General features: G+C 45.1%; 16 protein-coding genes. 7 read left to right on the top strand and 9 right to left on the bottom strand.

Annotated elements, in window-relative coordinates:
- Positions 1-66: 66 nt before the first annotated feature.
- The 3 genes from L3V35_RS04610 (at position 67) to L3V35_RS04600 (ending at position 4,268) form a co-directional block, all read left to right on the top strand.
- Positions 67-1,035: a sugar kinase gene (locus tag L3V35_RS04610; protein ID WP_237298624.1), complete on the top strand. Its 969-nt coding sequence runs from the start codon at positions 67-69 to the stop codon at positions 1,033-1,035.
- Positions 1,036-1,054: 19 nt separating this feature from the next.
- Entirely contained in the window at positions 1,055-1,690 is a 636-nt protein-coding gene (locus tag L3V35_RS04605; RefSeq protein ID WP_017084927.1) for a bifunctional 4-hydroxy-2-oxoglutarate aldolase/2-dehydro-3-deoxy-phosphogluconate aldolase, read from the top strand.
- 127 nt (positions 1,691-1,817) lie between these two features.
- Positions 1,818-4,268 (top strand): family 20 glycosylhydrolase, encoded by a 2,451-nt coding sequence (locus tag L3V35_RS04600; protein ID WP_237298623.1) that lies wholly within the window; start codon positions 1,818-1,820, stop codon positions 4,266-4,268.
- 120 nt (positions 4,269-4,388) lie between these two features.
- Here the strand turns inward: L3V35_RS04600 and L3V35_RS04595 are convergent, their stop codons facing one another.
- Positions 4,389-6,464 carry an ATP-binding protein gene (locus L3V35_RS04595; protein WP_237298621.1) on the bottom strand — a complete coding sequence of 692 codons (2,076 nt, stop codon included), beginning with the start codon at positions 6,462-6,464 and terminating at the stop codon, positions 4,389-4,391.
- A gap of 208 nt (positions 6,465-6,672) precedes the next feature.
- Between L3V35_RS04595 and L3V35_RS04590 the strand changes: the two genes are divergently transcribed.
- The 4 genes from L3V35_RS04590 (at position 6,673) to lhgO (ending at position 12,982) form a co-directional block, all read left to right on the top strand.
- The gene (locus L3V35_RS04590) at positions 6,673-8,016 is read left to right on the top strand and encodes a sigma-54 dependent transcriptional regulator (protein ID WP_016789977.1); all 1,344 of its coding nucleotides are present in this window, start codon (positions 6,673-6,675) and stop codon (positions 8,014-8,016) included.
- Positions 8,017-8,334: 318 nt separating this feature from the next.
- Positions 8,335-9,348, top strand: coding sequence for a TAXI family TRAP transporter solute-binding subunit (locus L3V35_RS04585; protein ID WP_016789976.1), 1,014 nt, complete (start codon positions 8,335-8,337; stop codon positions 9,346-9,348).
- Positions 9,349-9,561: 213 nt separating this feature from the next.
- The gene (locus L3V35_RS04580; RefSeq protein ID WP_019824545.1) at positions 9,562-11,739 is read left to right on the top strand and encodes a TRAP transporter permease; all 2,178 of its coding nucleotides are present in this window, start codon (positions 9,562-9,564) and stop codon (positions 11,737-11,739) included.
- A gap of 25 nt (positions 11,740-11,764) precedes the next feature.
- Entirely contained in the window at positions 11,765-12,982 is a 1,218-nt protein-coding gene (lhgO, locus tag L3V35_RS04575) for an L-2-hydroxyglutarate oxidase (RefSeq protein WP_237298619.1), read from the top strand.
- A 147-nt stretch (positions 12,983-13,129) separates the two neighbouring features.
- Here the strand turns inward: lhgO and L3V35_RS04570 are convergent, their stop codons facing one another.
- The 8 genes from L3V35_RS04570 to L3V35_RS04535 all read right to left on the bottom strand — a co-directional run bounded on the left by L3V35_RS04570 (position 13,130) and on the right by L3V35_RS04535 (position 25,016).
- Positions 13,130-13,903 carry an ADP-ribosyltransferase gene (locus tag L3V35_RS04570; protein WP_065111637.1) on the bottom strand — a complete coding sequence of 258 codons (774 nt, stop codon included), beginning with the start codon at positions 13,901-13,903 and terminating at the stop codon, positions 13,130-13,132.
- 15 nt (positions 13,904-13,918) lie between these two features.
- Positions 13,919-14,668 carry an ADP-ribosyltransferase gene (locus tag L3V35_RS04565; protein ID WP_237298616.1) on the bottom strand — a complete coding sequence of 250 codons (750 nt, stop codon included), beginning with the start codon at positions 14,666-14,668 and terminating at the stop codon, positions 13,919-13,921.
- 12 nt (positions 14,669-14,680) lie between these two features.
- A complete protein-coding gene (locus L3V35_RS04560) occupies positions 14,681-17,278 on the bottom strand; it encodes a hypothetical protein (RefSeq protein WP_237298615.1) in 2,598 nt (865 codons plus the stop codon).
- Between the two features lie 200 nt (positions 17,279-17,478).
- Complete coding sequence (locus tag L3V35_RS25505; protein ID WP_276574048.1) at positions 17,479-17,931, bottom strand: methyl-accepting chemotaxis protein; 453 nt, start codon at positions 17,929-17,931, stop codon at positions 17,479-17,481.
- Positions 17,932-18,655: 724 nt separating this feature from the next.
- A complete protein-coding gene (locus tag L3V35_RS04550; RefSeq protein WP_237298613.1) occupies positions 18,656-20,212 on the bottom strand; it encodes a M28 family metallopeptidase in 1,557 nt (518 codons plus the stop codon).
- Positions 20,213-20,355: 143 nt separating this feature from the next.
- Complete coding sequence (locus L3V35_RS04545; protein WP_237298611.1) at positions 20,356-22,710, bottom strand: M4 family metallopeptidase; 2,355 nt, start codon at positions 22,708-22,710, stop codon at positions 20,356-20,358.
- Positions 22,711-23,285: 575 nt separating this feature from the next.
- Positions 23,286-23,561, bottom strand: a complete 276-nt coding sequence (locus L3V35_RS04540; protein WP_017065177.1) for a hypothetical protein — start codon at positions 23,559-23,561, stop codon at positions 23,286-23,288.
- 135 nt (positions 23,562-23,696) lie between these two features.
- On the bottom strand, positions 23,697-25,016 hold the full coding sequence (locus L3V35_RS04535) for an ATP-binding protein (RefSeq protein ID WP_102297014.1): 1,320 nt from the start codon (positions 25,014-25,016) through the stop codon (positions 23,697-23,699).
- Positions 25,017-25,024: the final 8 nt, after the last annotated feature.

The raw sequence follows: 25,024 nt of genomic DNA, 5'->3' as shown, positions 1-25,024 counted from the left end.
CTAGCTCAGGCCCTGCTTAACTGTAGGGTCTTCTTCCCCATTTATCTCTCTATTTTAGGATCGGCTATGCCTGCATCTTCTAACTTCAATATTGCTTTCTTTGGCGAGTGCATGGTTGAAATCAGCGGCTCTCCATTAACCAAAAAATTCGGCGGTGACACGCTCAATACCGCGCTTTACCTTTCTCGCTTAACCCAACATCAAAACCTCTCTGTTCATTACGCGACGGGCCTTGGTAGCGATGAATTGTCTCAGAACATGGTTGATAACTGGCAGTTAGAAGGTATTCAAACCAATTTCGTTGAACGCATCGCGAACAAGCTTCCTGGGCTCTACATGGTCGAAACTGACGAGACAGGCGAGCGACATTTTCATTACTGGCGCAACGATGCGGCAGTAAAATCTTACTTCCAAATCGATAACTTAAACAAGCAAGCCGATGACTTGAATAAGCTTGAAATCGCTCTGACAGAGAAGCAAGTCGGTGCGATTTACATCAGCGGTATCAGTATCGCGATCTTGGATGATGCCTCTCGCGAGCGTTTATTCAAAGCCATTAGCGTGTTCTCAAACCAAGGCGGCAAGGTGATTTTTGATAATAACTATCGCCCGCAACTTTGGAGCACTGAGCAAGCTCGACATTGGTACGCCAAGTTACTGCCATTGGTAGACATCGCCTTAATTACCGAAGACGACGATCTGCTTGTATGGGGTAACTCAGAGAGCGTTCAACAACGCTGCCTTCGTTTGGGTTGCCAAGAGATCGTTATCAAACGTGGCTGCGAGCCATGCAAGATTGTTCAAGTTGAACTGGGCAACATTATTGAGAATTATGTCTCAGCAACTCGTGTTTCTAATGTGGTTGATACCTGTGCTGCGGGCGATTCATTCGCCGCGGGTTATTTAGCTGCGCGTCTTACTGGCGAGAGCGCCACCGACGCAGCCGAACTTGGCCACCAACTGGCTTCCATAGTTATTCAATACTCTGGCGCAATCATCCCCGTGAGCGCTATGAGCCAACTGATTAAAAAATAAAATAAAAAGCGGAATTATTATGTCTCAAGAAATGATCAACAAACTTAAGCAATTCAAAGTTATCCCTGTTATCCAAATTAACAAGGTTGAACACGCGATTCCACTGGCAAAAGTGTTGGTAGAAAACGGCCTACCAGTTGCTGAAGTGACATTCCGTACTGAAGCGGCAGCAGACGCGATTCGTGCGATGCGCGATGCGTACCCAGAGATGTGTATCGGTGCTGGCACAGTATTAACGCCAGCGCAGATCGACCTTGCGAAAGAGTCAGGCAGCGAATTCATCGTAGCTCCGGGCCTGAACCCAAACACCGTAAAACGTTGCCAAGAAATCGGTATGCCAATCGTTCCGGGCGTAAACAACCCAAGCCAAGTAGAGCAAGCGTTAGAGCTTGGCCTTAACTTCTTGAAGTTCTTCCCGGCAGAAGCGTCTGGCGGCATCAACATGGTGAAGTCTCTGTTAGCGCCATATGTTGATGTGTCTTTAATGCCAACGGGCGGTATCGGTAAACACAACGTGAATGACTACTTAGCCGTGGATCGCGTGGTGTGCTGTGGTGGTACTTGGATGGTGTCGCCGAAAATGATCGAGAATGAGCAATGGGACGAGATTGCAGTATTGGTTCGTGAAGCGGTCGCTCTTGTTAACGAGCAATAAGCTTTTGAACTAGCGATAACAAGCTTTCGAATTAGCGATAACGAGCAACAGCAGTGGCTGATGGTTCTGTTTTGTGAATCGCCTCCGATAAACAAAACAGAACCGTATTTATATAGGAAAACTAATAATGAAAAAAACTATATTATCCCTATTGATTTCAGGTTCAGTAGTGTCCCCAATGGCGTTAGCAATGGCTCCAAATACCGATCTAAATTTAATGCCGTACCCACAAACGGTCGAGCTGAAAGCTGGGCAAGTTAAGGTCGACGGTAACTTCAAGGTTTACATCAAAGGCTTTAATTCTGATCGCGTTGAATACACGGCGAAACGCTTTATTGATCGTCTTGAGCGCCAGACAGGTGTGCCGATTCTAAATTGGCAGGTGGATAGTGCAGACCAAGCGAACCTGATCATTGATATCGACGCAGCACCAAAGTCTGAAATACAAAATATCGACTCTGTAGAGTCCTACAAAATTACCACTCAGGGTGAACAAATCACACTGAGCTCTCCAAGCCCATACGGCACGATTCACGGCATCGAAACCCTTTTACAGCTCGTTGAAACCACGGCGACTGGCTACCATATTCCTGCCGTAACCATTGTCGATGAGCCTCGCTTCCGCTGGCGTGGTGTTTCTTACGATACTTCACGTCACTTCATTGAATTCGATGTGCTGATTCGTCAATTAGATGCGATGGCATCGGCGAAGATGAACGTATTCCATTGGCACTTCTGGGACGACCAAGGTATTCGTATTCAAACTGAATCTTGGCCGCGTTTGTGGTCTGAAACCGCTGATGGTAATTACTACACCAAAGACCAAGTTCGCTACTTAGTTGAATATGCCCGTAACCTTGGTATTCGTGTGATTCCAGAGGTGTCTCTTCCGGGTCACTCTTCTGCAGTTGCTCACGCTTACCCACGCTTGATGTCTGGCGGTGAAGGGCAAAACTATGAGCAAGAAAGAGGGTGGGGCGTATTTGAACCGCTCATGGATCCACTGAACCCAGAAGTCTATGAGATGCTTGGTGATGTGTTTGACGAAGTGACCGAACTCTTCCCAGACGAATACTTCCATATCGGCGGCGATGAGCCGAATTATGCACAGTGGAAAAACAGCGAAAAGCACCAACAGTTCATTGAAGAGAACAATATCGATGGCGAGCGTGGTCTGCAGTCTTACCTCAATGTAAAAGTTGAGAAGATGCTCGAAGAGCGCGGTAAGAAGATGACCGGTTGGGATGAAATTTGGCATAAAGATCTGCCGACTTCAATCGTGATTCAAAGCTGGCAAGGGCACGACAGTATTGGTCGTGCGGCGAAAGAGGGCTACCCAGGTATTCTTTCTACGGGTTACTACCTAGATCAACCTCAGCCGACGAGCTACCATTATCGCAATGACCCAATGCCAAGCGGTATCACTGTTGACGATAAGCTGCACAGTGGCGAGAAATTCGTGACGTATCAATGGGAAAAGCCACGTTCAAAAGGCGGCCCACGTAAGGGAACACTGACCATCATTGAAGCGAAAGACGGTACTTTCCGTGCTTTCAGTGATTACAACGGTAAGTCTCGCGAAGAGATCTTTATCCTTGATTATGTGCCGGGCAAAACCTTTGTTGGCCACTTCGATAACTTCATGTCGTACACTGAATTCAACCTAAACCTGAATGCAAAGGGTTTTGCAGAAGGCAGTTACCAACTGGTCGGTAACGTGCGTTGGCCAACCACAGGTGAAGTGATTGCGAGCAGTGATGTTGAAGGCAGCGAGATTCCTGAACCGAATGGTGGTTATCCTGCGGAATTAACAGATAAAGAAAAAGAGCTTATCTTGGGCGGCGAGATCACCATGTGGCTAGAGAACAAAGACAGCCTCACGGTCGAAAACTACCTATGGCCACGCAGCTATGCGATTGCAGAGCGCTTCTGGTCTGATGCAGAATTGACGGACGAACGCAGCATGTACAAGCGCATGAAAGCGATGGATACATGGTCTGAAGTGTCGGTTGGCCTACGTCATCATGCGGATGCTGACATGTTGTTGAAGCGTATTGCAAAAGGCCAATATATCCACGACCTACGCGTGCTTGCAAAGTACACCGAGCCAGCACAGTACTACGCGCGCAACTGGGAGAAGTGGAATTCTACTGAGCCTAAGGGTACTTTATATAGCCAATACGAGCGCCTAAACCGCTTTGTTGATGCGCTACCAGTGGAAAGCTACGCCGTGTATGAGATGCAAGATTTAGTCAACGACGTTGCGACGGGTAATCTACAAGCGCTTGAGCAACTTGCAGAGCATTATCAACAAGCAAAAGCGGCTGCACTCGCGGCTAAAACTGTCTTCGCCGGAAATGTATCTTCGGTAGAGACTGTGGTTGTCGCAGAGAAAACTGCGGAAGTCGCAGACTTGGCGTTAACCTTGATTGACAAAGCACAAGCGGGTGAAAAAGTTCGAGCATCAGATGCGAACGCCTACCAAGTGATATTGTCTGATTCAGCGAAGATCTATGATGAATCGATCATCGCGATTGTTCGCCCGACAGAGCTACTGTTGAAGCAGTTAGCTGAGTAAGCCGTTAACGGATTAGCGAATAAGTCACACGCCAACAAGTGAATCAAAACCGCTCTTTTGGGGCGGTTTTTTAGTTTTAGTTTTTCAATAGTGTGTGAACTCTAAACTCTATGTAAGCGGCTACTTACAATCACCATCACTATCACTATTCTGTAGCGTTAACGTGAATGTCATGCCTTGGTCTGGGTTGTTTTTCGCTATCAAGGTACCTTGCATATCCCGAACATTGTTTGCTGTTATAGCCAGCCCGAGTCCTAAGCCTTCGCCCATCTTTTTGTTGGTATGGAAGGGTTCGAAAATGGTTTCGAGTTGGTCTTCTGATACGCCACAGCCATTATCTTGCACTTTGATGATCACGCGTTGTTGATCGGTATGTGCGCTGATAACAATGGTCGCGGGTGTTTGATTTTGAGTGGCGTCTATTGCGTTTCGAATCAGGTTTCCAAGAACTTGGCTTAGCCTGGCTTCTTCACCCATCACCATAGAAATATTGGAGGCGATTCGTACTCGAATATCGACGTTTTCGAGATCGGCTTGGTGAATGCGTAGGGTTTCTTGCAGTGCGTCTGTCAGTGACACTGGGTATGGCTTTTCAAGTCTTTTAAAGGCGAATGACTTCAATTGGCTGGTCATGTTTGCCATTCGGTCGATAAGACTCATCACTAAGTCCATGTTCGCTTTCAACATCTTGGTCTCGCCTCTTTCCATCAGTAGTTGATTACTTGAAAGCAGGGTTTTTAGACCAGTAAGCGGTTGATTAAGCTCATGAGTGATCGCACTCGACATCCGCCCTAGTGCGGCAAGTTTGCTTGATTCAACCAGTTCTTGTTGTGCGTCTTTCAGGTCTTGTGTTCGCTCTTCTACACGTAGTTGAAGCGTTTTATTAGCGTTTTGCACTGCAATTTCTGCTTTTTTGCGCTTACTAATATCGATCACGGTACACAGATAATAAGTGGTCGCATGCCAAGGAAAGGCACTTATAGAAAACAGTACCGGAAAGTAGCTACCATCGCTGCGTCTTGCCATGGTTTCGACGCTGGTTATTTCGGCCAGTTCTTGGTGTTGCTCTAGGTTCTGAAGCAACTGCAAGGTGGTTGAATTTGGATTGCCTGCCTCAAATAACTGCCAAGCTTTGATGTTACTGATCATTGAATCGGATAGTGAGAAGTAGTTTTTGGCCATGAGGTTAATATCATGGATATGACCATGTTTGTCGATCAGCACTAGCCCAACGTGCGTTTTATTGATCATCCCAGACAGACGCTTTTCCGACTCTTCGATGAGTTTTTGTATTCGTAAATTGCTGAGCTTTTTCTGACGTCTTTGATAAAGAATAACCAGCAATAACAGAATGAACAGACAACCTACTGCGACGCTCCAACTTATCCAACTTGTGGTTTGGTTTAGGCTGGTTAACGGCGTTAGGTAGGTTAAGCGCCAATTCAGGTCGTCTAACTTTATGGATTGAATAAGGTAATCTTTATCTTTCAGTCGCCATACGCGAATGTGGGTTTGGTCATATAGCTCACGCTTTGTAGCGAGCGGTTGTGAAGTGAAATTTTCATTGAACCAATCTGCATTCAATCGGTGATCACTCGATAGAAAAAACTGATCGCGAGGGTTTTGAAACAAGATGGCTTCACCATCGGCAAACCATTGGTCGATCAGTAATGATAAATCAATTTGTACTGCAACAATGCCTACCACATCGGATGCTCGATAAACGGGTGCAGCAATAAAATAATCGGGTGTGACGCCTTTATTTTTGGTTACTAGGGAGATCGCACCGCCTTGCTGGTGGATCTTAGCGACAATAGTGCTGGCGCTTTTTTTACTGAGTTTGTTCCTTTCTACGCTAGAAACAAGCAAATCACCGTTTGCAGAGAGTAGATACCATCCTTTGGTGTTAGCCGCTTTGTCTAACTGAATCAGCTGTTTTTTAATGTGTTTTTGGAGGCGAATGTCACCATCAATAAAACGCACGCTGGTTTCATCGTTCGTCACGAGATAAGGCAAATAGTAAAAACGTTTGAGCGTGCGTCTTGCTTCGGCAATGTATCCAAGGAAGCGCTGTTCTGCGTAACGCTGAGCTTGTTCTAGCTTCCATTGGCTTATGCCACTTTTGGTAGTTACCTGAACTAAACCAATCAATAAACAGGCAAACAGGAACAACCAATATCGATTTTTGTTAACCATTCTTGATTAAATCCTTTTTAAATTATTGAGTTGAAAAGCTGCGTTTTATTACCACATGGAAGGTTGAATCTGGAACAAATTGAAGCTAGCAAACATTATAAAACTGTTAAAGGAGTGTTATTCAAAGTGGGAGCTAGCTCCTTTTAGTCTGCGGCTTTTTTACATACCGTGGTCGATATTATTTAGGTGTAAGCGATGGGAAGAGATCATGCAACGTATTGCTTTGATTGAAGATGATGCTATTGTGCGTCAAGCAACCAGCCAATGGTTGCAGTTGGCAGGCTTCGATGTCACCGCATTTGAGGTTGGACAAGACGCGTTAGATGCGGTCGTGGAAGGTGATTTTCAGACCATCATTAGCGATGTGCGCTTACCTGATATTGATGGTGTTGAACTGTTAAGTCGCTTTAAAGATTTGGTGCCAGAAGTACCTGTTATCTTGATCACCGGACATGGTGATGTCGATATGGCCGTTAAGGCATTACAGCAAGGCGCGTATGATTTTATAGAAAAGCCGTTCGATCCAGAGCGTTTGTCTCAAACGGTATCGGAAGCGGTAGATAAACATCAAAGTGGTCAAGATAGGATAAATCGTCAAAGCTATTTGGATAACCTGAAGGGCATTGAACAAGTTCTGATTGGCCGCAGCAGAGTGATGTGTGCATTACGAGAACAAATACAAAAGGTCGCTTCAATTGATACCAACGTGATCATTTATGGTGAAACTGGCTGTGGGAAAGAGCTCGTTGCCTCTTGTTTACATAAATTTAGTCAGCGTAAACCTCATCCTTTTGTGCCACTAAACTGTGGTGCGATTCCAGAGAATCTATTTGAAAGCGAGCTGTTTGGTCATGAAGCCGGGGCATTTACTGGTGCTGCTAAACGACGCATTGGTAAGCTTGAATTTGCCGACAAAGGTACGGTCTTTCTTGACGAAATAGAAAGTATGCCGTTGTCGATGCAAGTAAAAGTGCTACGTACTTTACAAGACAATGTTGTTGAACGTGTCGGTGGTAATCAACAGCAACATGTTGATTTAAGAATAGTTTCAGCTTCGAAATGCGACCTTTTAAATCATCCTGACTTTCGCCAAGATCTTTTCTATCGTTTGAACGTTGCTCAACTGCATTTACCTCCCCTTAGTGAACGAGAAGACGATGCTCTTATCCTTTTTGAACACTTCACTCAAGAAGCGAACAGCGAAACCCGAGCGGCCAGTGAAGCCGATCGCTATGCCTTGTTGTCGTATGCATGGCCGGGCAATGTGCGTGAACTGCGTAATGTTGCGATTCGTTTTGCGCTGGATGAAAGCCTGACCGTTGGTGATATTTTGGCGTGTCGTCCTAATTCTGTCACAGAGTCCACAGCGGCAGGCATCCCGTTGGCGGTTCAAGTGCAGAGCTTTGAACGGAAAGTGATTCATGATGCGCTAGTGCGTTATCAGGGACGCATCAATGATGTTATGCAAGACTTGGATTTACCTCGTCGAACATTGAACCAAAAGATGGTGCGTTATGGGTTGAATCGAAGTGACTACGTCGATTCTCAATGATCGGTTTGACAGTCGTGTTTATTGGATATTGATGAGCAATAAATGGCTCAGCGTATATTTATCACTTTATAAACATTGATCACATAAATATAACATGATGTGACCTGACCACCTTTAAGGGGATGTTAACTGCGGCTTTGGATAAGCAAAAAATAGCTTACTCATTAGTAGTGAAATAAGCAGAAAATGGCTTACTTTAGGTGGCTTTTAAAATAAATTACAATAAAAACAGTAGTTTAAAAACTGGCATTGTGCTTGCTATCTAGTGATTGTTGTTAACAAAAATATAACGTGAATAACCCTACATGGAGAGTAACAATGAAATACAACAAGCTAGTTAAAACTTTAGCGATAGCAATGGCTTCTCTTGGCCTTATCAGTCATGCGTCAGCTGAAGAAGATCGCAGCTATATTTTAGCGACGGCCTCAACGGGTGGTACTTACTATCCGGTAGGTGTGGCCTTAGCGACATTGAGTAAAGTTAAGCTTGCGCCTAAGCAGCACTTTTCTTTAGCGGCTATCAGCTCTGCGGGCTCGGGTGAGAACGTAAAGTTGTTGAACGAGAACGAAGCTCAGTTCGCTATTCTACAAGGTTTGTATGGTGCTTGGGCTTGGCAGGGTTTAGGGCCATATGAGAAATCTGGCAGACAAACTCAACTGCGTTCAGTTTCCATGTTATGGCAAAACGTAGAACACTTTATTGTGCGTTCAGATCTAGCAAAAACAGGTACGGTAAGCGATCTAGAGAACCTAAACGGTAAGAAATTCTCTATCGGTAAGAAGAACTCTGGGACTGAAAACTCAGGTCGTCAAATCATGCAAGGCTTATCCGTGGACCCAGAACAATTTAAACTCGCCTTTATGGGTTACGGTGGCAGTGCGAGCGCATTACAAAATGGCACAATTGATGGTATGAACACGCCTGCTGGTGTTCCTGTTGGTGCGGTGACGCAAGCCTTTGCAGCACTGGGTGAAGATATTCAAATCTTGTCGTTTACCGATGCACAAATCAAACAAGCGAATGGTGATTACAATATTTGGACCAAGTATGAGATCCCAGCAAACACTTATCCAGGTGTCGATAAACCAATTACTACGATTGCCCAACCTAACTTCCTAGCGGTTCGTGAAGACATTTCTGAAGAAGATGTGTATCAACTGACCAAAGCTATCTATGAAAACCTACCTTTCCTACAAGGTATCCACAAAGCAACCAAAGCAATGGCACTTGAGAAAGGGATCGCAGGCCTTCCTGTTCCGCTTCACCCTGGTGCTGCTCGTTACTATAAAGAAGTGGGTATAGAAATCCCTTCTGAGTTGATCGTCGACTAACCCTTTGTCTTCGATTAGCCATTTATCTTTAACTCGCTATTTGGCGTGAACTGAATATTCGCGTTAATTAATTGCTTGGTGCGTTTTCATCTGTTTCGGCTACTTTGTCTGATTTGACCGTCTCCGACTCGTTCGATTATTTGAAGTGAAAACGCACCACCTTACTTTATGGATTTTCTCTGCGCGTTTGGCTGTGGAGAGCAGGAGTTTTCTATGAGCGATTCGCTGCAGCAGGAACTGAAAAAATTCGAATTGCCTACCCGAACAGATTTCCCTTGGGTAGGCAAAGCAATAACGACAATGGGAGTGATACTCTCCCTCCTACATATTTGGTTTAATACCTTATCTACCTTGCCAGAGCTTTGGATTTCGGCGACGCATTTCGCTGGTTTCGCAATCATTTGCGCACTTTGGTATCCCGCCCATGTCTCGCTTAAAAAAAGCAAAATAGCATTAGCTATCGATATTGGGATTGCCTTGGCTGCTTTAGCTTGCCTTATCTACATTCCCTTTGCCGAAGATGCGTTGTATGACCGAGGCGTAAAATTTATCGCCAGTGATTGGTTTTTCTCTATCTTGGCGATTGCCATCGTCATTGAGCTGATTAGACGCACTATGGGCTGGTTCATTCCAGTGCTTATCTTAGTGTGTTTAAGTTATGTAGTGCTTTGGGGACAATGGACCAGCGGTATTTTTCATTTTCCGGGTTTAAGCCTAGAGACGTTACTTTATCGAAGCTTTTATTCATCAGAAGGGATGTTTGGTTCGATCTCAAGAATCAGTTGGACCTTCGTGTTCATGTTCATCCTATTTGGCGCATTTTTAGTTCGATCTGGTGTCGGCGACTACATTATTGATGTATCCCGTGCCGCGGCGGGCAAAGTGATTGGTGGCCCTGGTTTCATTGCCGTTATTGGCTCCGGCTTGATGGGCTCTGTCTCTGGGTCGAGCGTAGCAAACACAGTATCGACGGGCGTGATCAGTATTCCCTTGATGCAAAAGGCAGGTTTCCCTTCGCGTTTCGCGGCAGGTGTTGAAGCGGCTGCATCTACTGGCGGGCAGCTGATGCCACCTGTGATGGGTGCGGGCGCGTTCATCATGGCCTCTTACACGCAGATCCCTTATGTCGATATTATTGCGGTTTCCTTTGTTCCTGCGCTTATCTACTTTTTGTCTGTGGCCTTTTTCGTGCGTATTGAAGCGAAGCGTAGTGGTGTACAAAAGGTGACCTCAGGCTGTGAACCTTTGTTAAAGGTATTGCTGTCGGGTTGGCACAACCTGATCCCATTGGCCGTGTTAGTGACTTTGCTCGTTCAAGGTTTTACGCCGACTTACGCTGCGGGTATTTCGATTCTTTCTGTGGTGGTGGCATCATGGTTCTCTAAAAATCACAAAATGGGACCGAAAGCGATCATTGAAGCTTTGTCTCAAGGCGCAAAAAACATGGCGACAACGGCTGTGCTATTAGTTGGTATTGGTCTAGTTGTTAATGTCATTAGCACTACGGGAATTGGTAACACCTTCTCTTTGATGATCAACAGCTGGGCGAATGGCGAGTTACTGGTGATGATTGCGTTGATCGCACTGGCGTCTTTGATTCTGGGTATGGGGTTACCAGTAACGGCGGCTTATATTGTGTTGGGAACATTGTCTGCTCCTGCCTTGTATAAATTGATTGCTGAAAGTCAGTTGCTCGACTTGTTGGTGTCAGGGCAGCTTCCTGAGCAAGCTAAAGCCATCTTTATGTTGGCTGCGCCAGATAAGCTTGATCTATTGAACGCACCGATGGCGTTGGAAACGGCGAAAGAGATGATTGCGTTGGTTCCTGCTGATTTTGTGGAAACTCTGCTTGAACAGAGCCTTGGCTTAGAAGCAATCAGTCTCGCACTGCTTTCGGCTCACTTAATTATTTTCTGGTTATCGCAAGACAGCAACGTGACTCCGCCTGTTTGTTTAACTGCATTTGCGGCTGCAACCATTGCTAAAACACCCCCGATGAGAACAGGCTTAATGGCATGGAAGATCGCCAAAGGCTTGTATTTAGTACCATTGTTGATTGCCTACACTAACTTGGTAAGTTGGGATGTGACCTCCGTTTTAGTCACGGGTGGCTTTGCTGTTATTGGTACTTACGCGTTTATCGCGGCGATTGAAGGTTATCTAGAGAGCGAAGTTAATATTATTACTCGAGTAGTGTTGGTTGCGATAGGTGTAGCTCTAGTATGGCCTGATGTTTCAGTCGTGATCCGTTTGGTATGTGTTGCCATTTTTGTTGGCATCTTTATCTACAGCGGTCGTAAATACGATGCTAATCAAGTGAAAAAGGAATCAGAAATTGAGGAAAAAAAGTTACCTCAAACCGGGTCTAACACTGTCGCGTCTTCCCTATAATTAAAGGATTGAATGTAGGAATATTATGAACTCAACATACGACTATATTATCGTTGGTGGTGGCATTGTTGGTGTGTCGACGGCATGGCAATTACAGCAAGCTCACCCTTATAAAAGTATCCTTTTAGTCGAAAAGGAGCGTGGCTTCGCGCTGCACCAAACGGGTCATAACAGTGGTGTGATTCACGCAGGCGTTTACTACGCTCCGGGCAGTTTAAAGGCGGATTTTTGTAAGCGTGGCGTAGAGCGCACCATCGCCTTTTGCAGCCATCACGATATCCCTGTCGAAAACTGCGGTAAGCTGTTGGTCGCGACCAATGAGCAGGAAGTAGAGCGCATGAATGCGCTCTATCAACGTTGTCATGATAACGACATTGATGTCGATTTGTTGGACCAAGCGCAACTGAAACTTGCCGAGCCTAACATCACGGGCTTGGGCGCGATTTATGTCAAAACCACCAGCATCGTCGACTACAAAAAAGTCACCGAAGTAATGGCTCAAGAGTTTGTTGAGGCGGGCGGCAAGCTCAGTCTAGGCACAGAAGTGATCATGGCGGATGAGCAAGAAGATGAAGTGCAGTTAACGTGCAAAGTAGATGGTCAAACTCTACAACTGAACAGCCGATTCTTGATCACTTGCTCTGGTTTGATGGCCGACAGAATGACCAGTATGCTTGGCATTGAAACCGACTTCCAAATCGTCCCTTATCGCGGTGAATATTATCAGTTGGACGCCAAACACAACCAAGTGGTGAATCACCTTATCTATCCAATCCCTGACCCAGAACTGCCTTTCTTGGGCGTGCATTTAACACGCATGATTGATGGTTCCGTAACAGTAGGGCCAAATGCAGTTCAAGGCTGGAAGCGAGAAGGTTATGGCAAGCTTAACTTTAGTTTCAAGGATACTTGGCAGATGCTGAGCTTTGCGGGCTTTTGGAAGGTGACTGCGAATAATCTGAAAACCGGTTTGGTCGAGTTTAAGAACTCGTGGTGGAAACCGGGCTATCTAAAGCTAGTGAATAAATATTGCCCGAGTATTACGGTGTCAGATTTCAAACCTTACCCAGCAGGCATTCGTGCCCAAGCGGTACTCAAAGATGGCACCTTGGTTCATGATTTTCTGTTTGCCGAAAGCCCAAGAAGCTTGCATGTATGTAACGCGCCATCGCCGGCAGCGACTTCGGCAATGCCGATTGGTGAGTACATTTGTGGCAAGGTGATTCGTAAAACCGCCAGTTAATAGCGCTAGATTAGCGAATATCAGTAATAAAAAAGACCATCATAATGATGGTCTTTTTGTATTTAATCGCTCGTTAAGAACATAACCTGAGAAGACGGTGCATTACGCTATAGACAAGTGCATTACGTCATCGACAGGTGCATCACGCTACAGGCAGTAGAGGGAACTGCGATTTCGAAGGGAGACTTCTTCACCATTAAAGCTGTCGTATATATGGATATCGGGTTCAGCCTTAAGATAACGACTAGGGTTTTTTACCTCTCTCATCTTGATGTAGTTTTTGTGTGGCGATATTTTTTCAATCGCTTCTACTCGATAGTAAGTGTTGGGTTTAGCGAGTATTTCAGCTTCATCCGGTTTGAACGTGTAAGCATTGATCGCCCGACCTGCTGACTTTAATTCAATTTTGAATTGAGCGGCAGAGGCGCCTTCGTAAACACCAGCCGACGAAAAGTTCTTGGCAACACTCGGTAATGTCGAAGTCGATAAAAACGCTTTCTCGTGCAGAATGTCACCGATGTTGAGCTTTTCCAGTAGCGAGTTCTTGATTGATGAACCTCGATAAACGGTACCCTTGTAGTTGGGTAATTTATTCATCACATTCCGCATATGAAAGACTCGCGACTTTAATGTACGACCAAACATTTCTGACAAATACCCTTCAGGTTCTCCCGCCCTCATGTATTCATTGACCACGTCGTGATCCACTCGGCCATAGTTTTTGATTGCGGAATACTCTTCTGGCACCATCTTTTTTTCTGCTTTTACATGGTGCGTCGTTGCCCAATCCATCAAGTCATCCGCAATTTGTTGCTGCGCCTGATAGGAGAGTGAACGCCCTTTAAACTCAGGAAACTCCTCACTTTGTGCCGAAAAACTTGTCATTAAAGAGAGACAAAGCACTCCAATAAATTTTTTCATTGCTTGATCCTTAGTTTATGTGCAAACGAGAGAGTGCCAAAATGATGCTTCTACTTCTTCGCCTGAATAGAGGTTATATTTCTGAGTATTTTTGACGGCAGACGCCTTCACTGTCTCAACGCCGATGTAGGTATGGTTAGAAGTTCGCTCTATCTGGGTGATTCGAAAGTGTGCATTTGGCGCAAATAGAACCTCTGCTTCTTTGCTGTATTCCGAAAGCCCTGCAATGGTGTGACCCCCTTGATTGATCTTTACTTCAAACAGCACTCGCTTGAGCCTTTGTGGGGAGTTGGGATGCACTACCGAAAAACGCTTAGCGACTTCTGGGAGAGTAGAGGTTGAAGTAAATGCTGGCTCGACCAACACGTCCCCCTCTTCGAGCTTGTTAAGCAGAGATAGTTTTACCCAAGTCCCTCGATAGGCGGTCCCTTTGTATTTTGGCAGCTTGTTGAGAGCCGATTTAACCGTGCGAATGTACTGCCTCGCATCCGCCCCCGCGACACCCCATGTTGAGGTGTCAGTTGCTCTTAGGTAGTCATTAGCGGTCTGATAGCCGGAAATTGAAAAGTCTTCCACAGCTTCCTTTTCATTGGCAGTTATGAAGGAGTAGCGCCAACCATTGGAAGCCTTTGACCAGTCGTTGAAGTCTTCTGCTAGCTGGGTGACCTCTTCCTCTGAGCGGTTTGGCTGTTTGAGCGCATCAAACGGTTGAGAGAAGGCAGTAAAGCTCAGACAACAGAGCAGTAATAAAAAACGAGTATTCATAATGTCTGCCCTTTATTGGTATTGATAGCTGTTAGGGCTTAAATCACATGGAATGCCGAAAGTGTTCTGATTGATTACGGCAGACTGAAGTGCACGAAACGTATTAAGTTGTTGTCGAGTGACTGCGCCGTACCATTCTGAGATAGGTGAAAGCCAGTACAGATTTTCTTCTTCAGCCACACTGAGAAGAGCGCTCTTAAGGTGCGGATAGTAGATCAAGCAGCTGCGACCCGGTTTGTTGGTAAAGCTTTCATTGGTGCGGCTTAAGTTGTCTAGTTTTTGGTTGAGTTCTGAGTCTGGATTAAACAGTGCCTCAATTGAGCGCTCCAAACGGGCATCATAGCTATCAGGGATAATGTCTGAAATTAGGTATCGCATTAGGTGCGCGGGTAGCATTTCAGAGAATAGAGCGGGAACATCCTCTGATCCAGAAGCGTAATGCCCTGTAGAAATGTGCTGTGAGTGGATGATTGACGTGTAACGTTGGAATTGGCCCACTTGTGAATGTAGCCACTCAATACCGTTGCTGTCTGACACGCTTATCGCCTCGGCAAGTCGAGTTTTCACTATTCCTTTAGCCAGTTGTAGCGTATTACCTTGTAGGTCCGTAATGTCTAGCGATGAAGACTTGAGTGCTGAGTAAATTAATGGTGCGTTAGTTTCGAGATCGGCACTACCTGGATAAGTAAAACTAAAAAATTCTACTGCTTGCTTGGCCTGCCATTCACTTGCCAGCGCAACTGCGATGAGGCTTTCGAGCTTTTGATAACGCTTTGAGTGTACATTTGCGTATTTGCCCGAATAGTTAGCATGCCAATTGTTGATGTAATGCAGCGACGATTGACGTGATAGGTTCACTGTTTGTAGGTAAGAAGGGCTCCAGCCTGCGCATGAACTGCCACCTGTACATTTACCTCCTAGTTGCGCGGTTGAATCTAACAGCCAATGATAAACCTGCTGTTTATCGAATTCGGCTTGTTGTTTTAGGCGCTGCTGTGCAGAAAAGTTCAAGATCTGTTGCTCTAACCAATGCTCCTCGTTGTCTGCGTTCCAGCCATTGGCAATCAAGGTGCTTAGCGTATCGAAAAGAACTCGCTTCACCGCTTCTTTATTCGGCGGATAGATTTGCGCAATAACCGTATCTTCAGATGGATTAAACGGGCGAGTTTCCGCTGGTATCCAAGCATATTCGACACAGCCGCGAAAATTCGGGTCTCCTCCGAGAATACCAATACGGACGCACTTTCTGTAACCGCTTTGGAGAACAATCTCTTTGTTGCGTATTTCTTGTGTGGTCGCAGGGCGGCCTAGAATGCTGCGTGTCATTTCGTCGATAGCGTTTCGTTCCGCTTGCGCCTTGAAGAAGTTATGCATGGTGTCTACAGAGCCTGAACTAAATAGTTGTTCAACGGCGATTTCACCTTGTGTAAACATCTCTTTTTGCAACTTACTCTTGAGCAAATTGACATGGTTGTCCGCGGTTTCAATGATCTGCGTCTTTGCTGCTAATGTTCGGGTATAAAGTTGTTCCACAGCGGCTTGGTCAAGGCCAGGAATTTGTCCCGCTCGTAAGGCATCAAGTTTGGCAATAGCTTCATCCAATAGCTGCTGCTGGCAGTGTTGGAGTTTGGCAAGAGCTCGATTGGCTTGGCGCTTTGACGGCACCGCTGGTGGACGGTTATTGTTTTCTTCAACATCTTGTTGAGGGTACAGCTCTGCCAATGCTTGGGCTTCTTCGTTACAGCTTAAGGCAATGTCTGATGCGAAAAGGCGAGAGCCTTGATGATCGACTGCAAGCTCGCTAAAGAGGGTTTTGCGCAGTTCATGCTCGACACCTGTAATCAGCTCTTCTGCCATGATGGTTTGAGCTTGAACGACTTCTTGATAATGCTGTTGGTATTTGAGTGCAAGATCGGTCGCGAAGCCTTGTGCTACTGCGTTTAACATAGCCTGCTGTTTGGATGCGAGTTCAGCCCAATGGTTTTTGTCTCTCAGATCTTGCTGAGTAATCAGGTCATCATGGATGCGGTAACTATAATGGTCTCCCGCCGCAATCCTATCCCAACGGCTACTCAATATTTGACGATCTATTTCTCTGGCTGGAAGCTTTAATACGCCAAACCAATCGACCAACTCCATAACGGTGGCGAACCTGTCATAAGAGGTGCGCGATTCGTCCTGAAAGCTATTGGCCACGTCATTTGCCCAAAGGCCGACCGCAACCGCATCACCAATTGGGCCCAAAGCTTCTAACGCGCCTTTTGCCAGGCTACTGGTTGAACGTCCCAAGGTTTCCATTAATCGTGTCGCTTCTACCGGTTCAATTGCAATCGCCGAGGCTGGCCCTGTATCCAGTAATGTGGCGGTTTCTGGCAAAATATCACTGGCTTCGGATAGAGATGGTTTTAAGTCGATAATGTGTTCCGGCGCCGATGGAAAAAGGTTTTCAGGGGTAATGCCATCACTAAATGCATCGTAATTTTTTTGGCGGATTTGGTGGAAGCTTTCACTATCTAAGACGTTATATTCGTCCCCGATCTTACAGATTTCAAAAGCGCCGGCGCTAGATGAAATTATGGCCGAAATGAGCGCTAATCTATTTAATTTCATAGAGTTATCCTTATTGTTTGTGGAGTTGTTTGCTTATTTTAGAAAGCAAAAAGCCTCTCCTTGCCAATATGGCAAAGAGAACGCTAGGGATTTAGTTTGTTGGTTGATGCGAAAATTCGTTGAATCAAGCCTCCTTAGAGGTGGCTTGATTGTTTAACTTCGATGTTGTCAGTAGGGGGAACTGCTTCTCCTACTTAGCGTTAAATGAACACAGGTTTTAACCGTTTATCTTGAACGTGCTTACCGCTTACGGGAGCCTTGTGATGGATGTCCGCAAGACTCTGATTAATTTCTCCAGCGACAAGCGTTTGCTCTACCGTCGCGGTGGTAATTTGAGACTTCCTATCTTCAACAGTGGTGATTGAGTTGCTGGTCTCGTGTTGAAGTGAGGTGATAACGTCTTTAACTTTGGTGGTACTTTGTTGAGTACGGTTAGCGAGGTGGCGAACCTCATCGGCTAAGATGGCAAAGCCAAGTCCTTGAACACCAGCGAGTGCAGCTTCTATGGGGGCATTAAATTTGTACCCCAACGGTTTTCTGTTACTTACGGTTGACGATTTTTTGAAATTTTTCCAATTTAATAAGCTCGTCGTCATGATTAAAATGACAGTTAATCCCGTAAAAGAAATAATGTTTTTTAGTTTATTACTCATAACTAATCCCAATATAAGTAGTGTTTGATTTGTATAATTCAGGGTTGTCCTCGCTGAATTGAAAACAAAACTTATAAAATGCACGTATAAACTCGAATGATTTATAGATAATATACATCCGTTTGATATATGCAATATTTATTATATGTATTGGTTGTCTGCCTTTATGATTATGTGGAGTGCTGGATTTAATTGAACCAGTTCTTCCTTATGCCGCTGATCTGGTCTTACTTGTTGTTTTTGTTGGCTATGTGTTTGTTATCGCTTACTCCGTTTTTAGTATTTATCCTCTTTTATTACATGGGTATGATGTTGAGCCTCGTTAAATAAGTAATTAAATGAGCGTTTGTGAAATTATATTTAAATAGACGTTTGGATTTGGGCGATAGGTATTTGTTTAACGGGTTAGAGAGCAATAGAATAAGCATTAACTAATTAAGTAATCGCTTTATTATTCGTGTTGGTTATTTATAGAATTGAATATAAGGTAGGCGTGTTGGGATTAAGGGATTAAGGGATTAAGGGATTAAAATTCCTTAATTAAAATATAACTTTTGATTTGTATTTAGAGATGCTTAATTAGATTTTGGTGAAGTAACTATTTTCATTTACATCTACATCTACATCTATGTTGCCACTGACAAAAAACGCAGCCAGTCAGCTGCGTTATGTTTTTTGCCTAAGTGGTTAGCCAATTGGTTGGCCGAGTAAACCTAGTGATTAGTTACAGCCAATCCGGCACAAAGTTAGCGACGATGGTGACATCGTTAAAGTTACGGTAGCCGCGCACCATGATGTTGAATTCCCCCGCAGGCATGTCTAATACACACTGTTCGTTGCTGCTGTTCTGGTATGGACGACAATCGTAGCTTGCTTTCGATACGGTGCCATTGTGTTTCACGTAAAGGTCGGCATCGCCACTACGAGGGCCTGTCATGGTTACGGTTAACTGACCAGAGTACTCCGTTGTTACGGTAAAGAATTGCTCTTCACCGTAACCAGCGGATAGCCCTTCTACAGGGACGTCATATTGAAGTTCTGTTGGCCCTGCAACGGGCGAATCAAGGCTGGTTTCGACAAGGTAAGCAATGGCCAGTTTGGCGAACTTGGTCGCGTGTGTCGCCGTAGGATCGGAGTTCTCAAGCGTGTCGTGCTGGGTATGAATACTTGGGTTGTAATCATTGAACATGCTCTCGAATGGCATGGCGGCTGGGTAGCCAACATTGTGCCAAGAAGCGTGGTCAGAACAGGCATAGCCACAATCATCGAAACCGTAACTGATGTCACTAGCATAAGTGTCGATCAGCTCGCTCAGGTAGGCGGTTAAGTTACTATCGGTATAGTCTGTAATGAAGGTAATATCGTGCGCTGAACCGTTGTAGTTGGTCATGTCTAATTGCAATACTGACACAACGTTTGCTTGCTCGTCTCTTAATGCATTGGCGACATCTTGTGAACCGCGCAGTCCCACCTCTTCTGCGGCATAACCATAGAACTTAATGGTTTTGTCTGGCTGAATGCCACTGGCGATCATCAGGCGAAGCGACTCTGTTACCGTTGCAATACCAGACGCATCATCATCGGCTCCCGGAGAGATGGTGCCTTCGCTTGTCCAAGCTCCAACTGTCGAATCAAGGTGTCCACCAACCACGACGATCTCTTCAGGATATTTAGCGCCAAGCAGTGTCACTTCAACGGATTTTTGTGGATATTCGGCATGCGTGATCTGGCGTGCAGATGCGTACGGTACATCTTTAATCTCGGTTTCCCAACGTTCTAAAAGCCAATCTGAAGCAGCGACACCAGTAGAAGTAGTATAAAAACGGTTGGTGAAGTTGGTTAGATTTTCAATGGTCGTGACCATGTTGTTCGGTTCGACCTGAGATAGCAGATCGTTCACTGTGTCTTGATGGCTGATCACCGGTTTTTCGAAGGTGTTCATTGTCAGTGGCATCGCTGCGGCTTTGAGTGCACTTGCTTTGTCTTCGTGCACCATGTAGCCACCACAACGGTGGGTTTCTTCGTGCATGTGGCTGGATAGTTTCGCCAGCTCTTTCTGGTTGATTTTCGCGACGATGGAATGCTTGTTTCCAGTCACGCTTGGGTAAACTGTTGCACCATGTTGAGTCATTATATGCTTTGCGTCAGCATCGGTGGTGATCCAAACTTCTTCGTTCGCTGGTGGTGTAATACCTAGGGATGCGTAAGCCGAAGTACTGGTGGTTAAGGCTAAAGAACCTCCGAGTACAGCCAAAGCTAGCATGCTTTTTTGAATAGCCATTTGTCGTCCTTTTTATGGTGAGTATTGTTGTGGTGATTGGTGTGAATTTTGTTTAGTGCGTGGATGTTTTTGTGTAGATGTTTCATTTTCTAAACAGATAACCGCGAAAAGGGCCCCTTTCGGAGCCCTGAATTTACTATCGATTATTGTGTTTTAATGAAACGGTAGTGCTTGGTTTCTGAACAGATATCGCTTGAGGTACACACTTGGTACTCCACATCCACTGTGCCGTTGTGACGGAACTTGTCGACGTATGAGTTAAAGTCTGTAGCACCAACATTCTTGCCATTACGCTTAATCACGAAGTAGTCGTTGGTGTCGTAATCCCATGCCAGCTTAACGCGAGCTTTGCCATTCGGGTTTTTGTTACCAAACTTCAGTTTTAATGGGAAGCCTTCCGCTGAGTCACCTTCAATCGTAATCGACTTGCTTGTTGATGTTGCAACGCCTGCATCGTCAGTCACGGTTAGAGTCACCACGTAGTCGCCAGCTTCAGCGTAGGTATAACGAGTCACTTCACCGGCTTGTGTGTTGCCATCGCCAAGGTTCCATTGGTAAGAGACGATCTGACCATCGCTGTCCGAACTTGTGCTGCGCAGTTCTACTTCTTTGCCGACAATGGTGTGTTCGAAAGAAGAGACTGGCGGTACGTTAGCGTTGCCTGATTCGTATGATGCTTTTAGGTTTGCACCTGCGTAATCTGAGTAACCCAGAATGTTCACCGTGTAGCGACCAGCTGTTGGGTTTTCAATTACACATACTTCATCGGTTACGCTTTCACTCTTACAGATATTCTCTTGAGAGCTTGGCGCATAATCTAGACCAACATACATATCCGGATCACCAGTAGACACAGCAAGATCAATCGTTAGCTTGTCTTGGCCTTCTGGTACTTCGATATCGAAGTAAGTTTTAGAGCCTGTTTCACCAGCAACTGCGGCTTCAACACCGTTTTCAAGGCGTTGATATTCCGGTTCTGGCGGCAGTGGTGGCTCTGCACATGGGGTAACACCCACCAGACCGAACGCAGAAACAACGTCATCGGCATTGTAGCCAAGGTCGTTTGCTGAGTTTTTCACGCCACAAGCACCCTGCCAGAAGTCACTATTTTCCGACCAGTAAATTTGGTTAGATAACACGAAAAGCTCGAATGCTTTTTTGGTATCCCAACCTTGCGTGGTTGCAAGATGGTAGAAGGCTTTGTTAAACACACCAGAGCTGTAGTGAACATTCAAGCCATCGTAGTACTCGGATGCATTATTGATTGAAGAACCATCGCGTGATGGATCGTCCATGTAACGCAGAGCCCCGTCGCCTTTAAATATATTACGGCCGACCATCCAGTCGTTGGTACCTTTCATGTAGTATTCTGCCGCTTCACCTGCCATATCAGAGAAAGCTTCGTTCATACCACCGGATTGATTTGCGTAAACCAAACCTGAGTTTTGCTCAGTGAAACCGTGGCTCACTTCGTGCGCTGACACATCTAGACTTACAAGTGGGTAGAAGAAGCTTTCACCATCGCCAAAGGTCATTGCCTTGCCGTCCCAAAATGCATTCTCGTAGTTAGTTCCGTAGTGAACACGCATCATGAGTTTGAAAGAGAGCGGCGCTGTGTCGAACCAGTTCTTATACATGTCGAACACGATGTTACCGAAGTAGTGCGCATCGTTGAGTGGAGAGAAGGCTCCATTCACTTCTTTATGCTCGTTACGAGGACATTCATAACTGTAAGTGGTGTCGCCGTCTGTCGCGCCATTTAGGTCAACGGTGACAACATTTTCCGATTCCATCACACATTCTGTGCCATTTTCTACCACATCAAGGTAGTGGTAGTCGGTACCGTACTCGTACATGCCCGTTTTTTCGTTACCACCGGGACCTGTACCGATCTGTGCGTGAGCAATACCTTCCCAACGGTCGATAACTTCGCCGGTGTGTGCGTCTAGCATGGTGAATGGTCGAGTCGGCTGTTCGCTACCTTCGACAAGATAAGAGACAACGTAGACAAGGCGTGTTTTGTCATGTCCTTGTTTTCCTGAACCTTGATAAATAAACAGTTCATGCTGGACGTTGTCTAAAGATTTACTGGTTAAGCCCTGAACCTTGAGATCTTTACTCGCAAGCTCAACCGCTTGAGAGCTGTTGATCGATGGCTTAACAAAAGATCGCTCTAGGGTCGTCGTTTTAAGGTAGTTGCCTTGAACAGACTTAAGTGCGCCACCTTGTACACTTTGGGTGGCATTTAGGTAATGTCCCCATACTGGCGTTCCCCAGATGTTTTGTTGGATCTTAACTTTGTAGATGCCACGCTTTTTGAGGTTAACTTCCTTTACCATCTTAAAGCTAGAGGCGTTACTGACACCTAACTGAGTGTTCAACCCAGAAAAGCTAGTAAAGTTGATCGGTTGATCGATGCTAACTGATTCACTTGCATGTACTGATAAAGACATAGCACTGGCTATAGCAACGGCAACTAAACGCTTTTTCATTTTCATTGTTATTTTCTCTTTCCATGTAAAATCCATGAAAAAGTAACAAAATTTTCACAACGAATTTACATTATTCGATCTGATTAATTAGTAGCATGGCAATGATCCCTTTTATTCATGAAACTTATATCTTGCACATTTACAGCTAGTAATCATTTCTGTTTATTTTTGAACCAATTTACCTTTTTCATTTATAAAATGATGACACTTTTATTAAGTATTAATTTTTCAAGAGAATTAAGTTTTTTGCGTAAATTGAACTGTGCCGCAATTTACGTGTGATGGGTTGATAGAAGGATCAACGATTTGGGGAGTTCAGTTTGAGCGAAAGACTCTTAAGCGAATTTAAAGGCAATTTTGATAAGGAATTGACGACTTTTGGGCTTATTTTCTGAATTGTTAGTTACAAGAGAGTTAGCCAAATAGGGCTTTATTTGGCACAGAGCACAAAAACGGCTGGATGAAAAAAGCCAGTGACGAGGTCACTGGCTTAGATGCACTTAGTTTGTACAGGCTAGCGTGTAAAGGCACACAAGCTTTAGCAAATTACTGCTTTTTAACGAGCTATTGTTTTTTACGAATTATTGTTTCTTACCGCCAACTTGAACGTAGTCGATACCGATAATACGGTTGATAATACCTAGCACAGAGCTTGTATCAGAGTTTGTTGAACGAATAGTATCAACCGTTGCACCTTCAGGTACTAATTCCATTGCACGATCTTGTGTGTTACCAGGAACTTGGAAACCAACAATGTTGAAGCTCTCAGCGTGCGCTGTGTAAACTTCTTCGTTGTGGCTGATACCTGAACAACCTGCTAGAGAAACAATGCCTAAAACAACTAATAACTTTTTCATAAAAATACCCTAAGAATGATTGGAATCGAGATGGCAAGCCACAAAGGCAGTGTCGTAATTATCTAGATTCAATAAGTTCATGGGAGACAGCATCTCCCGACCGATGTTGAACATTATTCCAGAGGTGTTTTGTAGTTACTGTATGGGTTTGTCAGCTGAAACATTACATAGCTGAATGGTTATGGTGAATACCGCACCTTTTAAGGCTTGGCTCTGACCAACTTCCACGGTTGCGTTGTGTTGAGCACAGATCTTCTCGACGATAGACAGCCCTAAACCATGGCCGCTCTTGGCTTTATTACGCGCTTTGTCGCCAACGTAAAACGGTTCAAACAGGCGAGCCTGATGTTCTTGAGCCACACCATCACCATCATCATGTACTGCAATCTGCAGTTGTTCTTGATGCACGCTGGCTTCAATCAACACTTGAGAGCGTGCGAATTTCATGGCGTTACGGACGAGGTTATCTAGGGCGCGGTTCAGCAGTATTTCATCCGCCAGTATCGAGCTAGGTTGCTCTGGCAGTGATAGGTCGATGTTGAGCTGAGTATCCTTGTTCCAACGCGTCATCGCATGATCGAGAAGGTCTCTTATCTCTAATGGTTGTTGTAGATTTTCGAGGTCGCAGCTATCCAGTTTGGCGTAACACAACAGCTCATCAACCATTTTCTCCATCTCTTCGGTATCTTCGACAATGCTTTCTACGGTGTCTTGCTGAGATTCGTTGAGTGGCGTGTCTTTGAGCATTTCAGCTTGCCACTGAATACGAAATATTGGCGTGCGCAGTTCATGAGCGACGGCATTGGTGAGTGAGCGATTGCTCTCAATCAAGCGGTGAATGCGGTCGGCCATTAGATTAAAGGATTTGTTGAGTGATCCAATTGCGATGCCACTAGAGGTTTCGGCTCGCGCAGAAAGGTCGCCTTCTGCAAAGGCGAGAGTCGCAGCTTCAAGTTTCTTAACTCGGCGGAAGATAATAAATAGGTGACATAAACCGTACAAGATAAAGCTTGCTAAAAAGAACAACCAAATGAGGTCATCCTCTAATTCTATCTTTTGCCTAACGAACGCTTCACTGTTGGGTAGATAATGATAGGTATTGTCGCTGCTTGCTAAGCGAAACCAAAGGTCACGTTCATCATCGTGAAAGATAAAGGTATTTGGGTTGGTAGAGAAGAACTCTGAAACTGGGCTTGGTATTTCATCTTTTGGGTTGAACGTCACCAGTTTATTGCGAGTGGTTTCGACAAACTGGTTCATTGCTTGTTGAGCCGCTTCAAGGCCTTGATTCTTAGCGATGTTCTCTATCAGTTGCTGGTGGGCTGTCGCTTCGTAATCTTGTAGTACATATTCGTAGTCGGTATTGAGCTGATAGACACAGATCTCGTAGGCGACAAGGCCGGTCATAAAGCAAACTAACAGCCCTAACAAGGACTCCAAATAGATACGTCGCATAATCGATC

It is taken from the genome of Vibrio sp. L5-1, from assembly GCF_021728315.1.
Classification (GTDB): domain Bacteria; phylum Pseudomonadota; class Gammaproteobacteria; order Enterobacterales; family Vibrionaceae; genus Vibrio; species Vibrio splendidus_K.
This window is presented reverse-complemented; position numbering and strand designations above follow the sequence as displayed.

Coding starts and splice junctions, on each gene's coding strand:
- L3V35_RS04560 (WP_237298615.1), bottom strand. CDS start 17,278: ATGAAATTAAATAGATTAGCGCTCATTTCGGCCATAATTTCATCTAGC.
- L3V35_RS04540 (WP_017065177.1), bottom strand. CDS start 23,561: ATGAAAAAGTTATTAGTTGTTTTAGGCATTGTTTCTCTAGCAGGTTGT.
- L3V35_RS04550 (WP_237298613.1), bottom strand. CDS start 20,212: ATGGCTATTCAAAAAAGCATGCTAGCTTTGGCTGTACTCGGAGGTTCT.
- L3V35_RS04590 (WP_016789977.1), top strand. CDS start 6,673: ATGCAACGTATTGCTTTGATTGAAGATGATGCTATTGTGCGTCAAGCA.
- L3V35_RS04545 (WP_237298611.1), bottom strand. CDS start 22,710: ATGAAAATGAAAAAGCGTTTAGTTGCCGTTGCTATAGCCAGTGCTATG.
- L3V35_RS04605 (WP_017084927.1), top strand. CDS start 1,055: ATGTCTCAAGAAATGATCAACAAACTTAAGCAATTCAAAGTTATCCCT.
- lhgO (WP_237298619.1), top strand. CDS start 11,765: ATGAACTCAACATACGACTATATTATCGTTGGTGGTGGCATTGTTGGT.
- L3V35_RS04535 (WP_102297014.1), bottom strand. CDS start 25,016: ATGCGACGTATCTATTTGGAGTCCTTGTTAGGGCTGTTAGTTTGCTTT.
- L3V35_RS04610 (WP_237298624.1), top strand. CDS start 67: ATGCCTGCATCTTCTAACTTCAATATTGCTTTCTTTGGCGAGTGCATG.
- L3V35_RS04565 (WP_237298616.1), bottom strand. CDS start 14,668: ATGAATACTCGTTTTTTATTACTGCTCTGTTGTCTGAGCTTTACTGCC.
- L3V35_RS04595 (WP_237298621.1), bottom strand. CDS start 6,464: ATGGTTAACAAAAATCGATATTGGTTGTTCCTGTTTGCCTGTTTATTG.
- L3V35_RS04600 (WP_237298623.1), top strand. CDS start 1,818: ATGAAAAAAACTATATTATCCCTATTGATTTCAGGTTCAGTAGTGTCC.
- L3V35_RS25505 (WP_276574048.1), bottom strand. CDS start 17,931: ATGAGTAATAAACTAAAAAACATTATTTCTTTTACGGGATTAACTGTC.
- L3V35_RS04580 (WP_019824545.1), top strand. CDS start 9,562: ATGAGCGATTCGCTGCAGCAGGAACTGAAAAAATTCGAATTGCCTACC.
- L3V35_RS04585 (WP_016789976.1), top strand. CDS start 8,335: ATGAAATACAACAAGCTAGTTAAAACTTTAGCGATAGCAATGGCTTCT.
- L3V35_RS04570 (WP_065111637.1), bottom strand. CDS start 13,903: ATGAAAAAATTTATTGGAGTGCTTTGTCTCTCTTTAATGACAAGTTTT.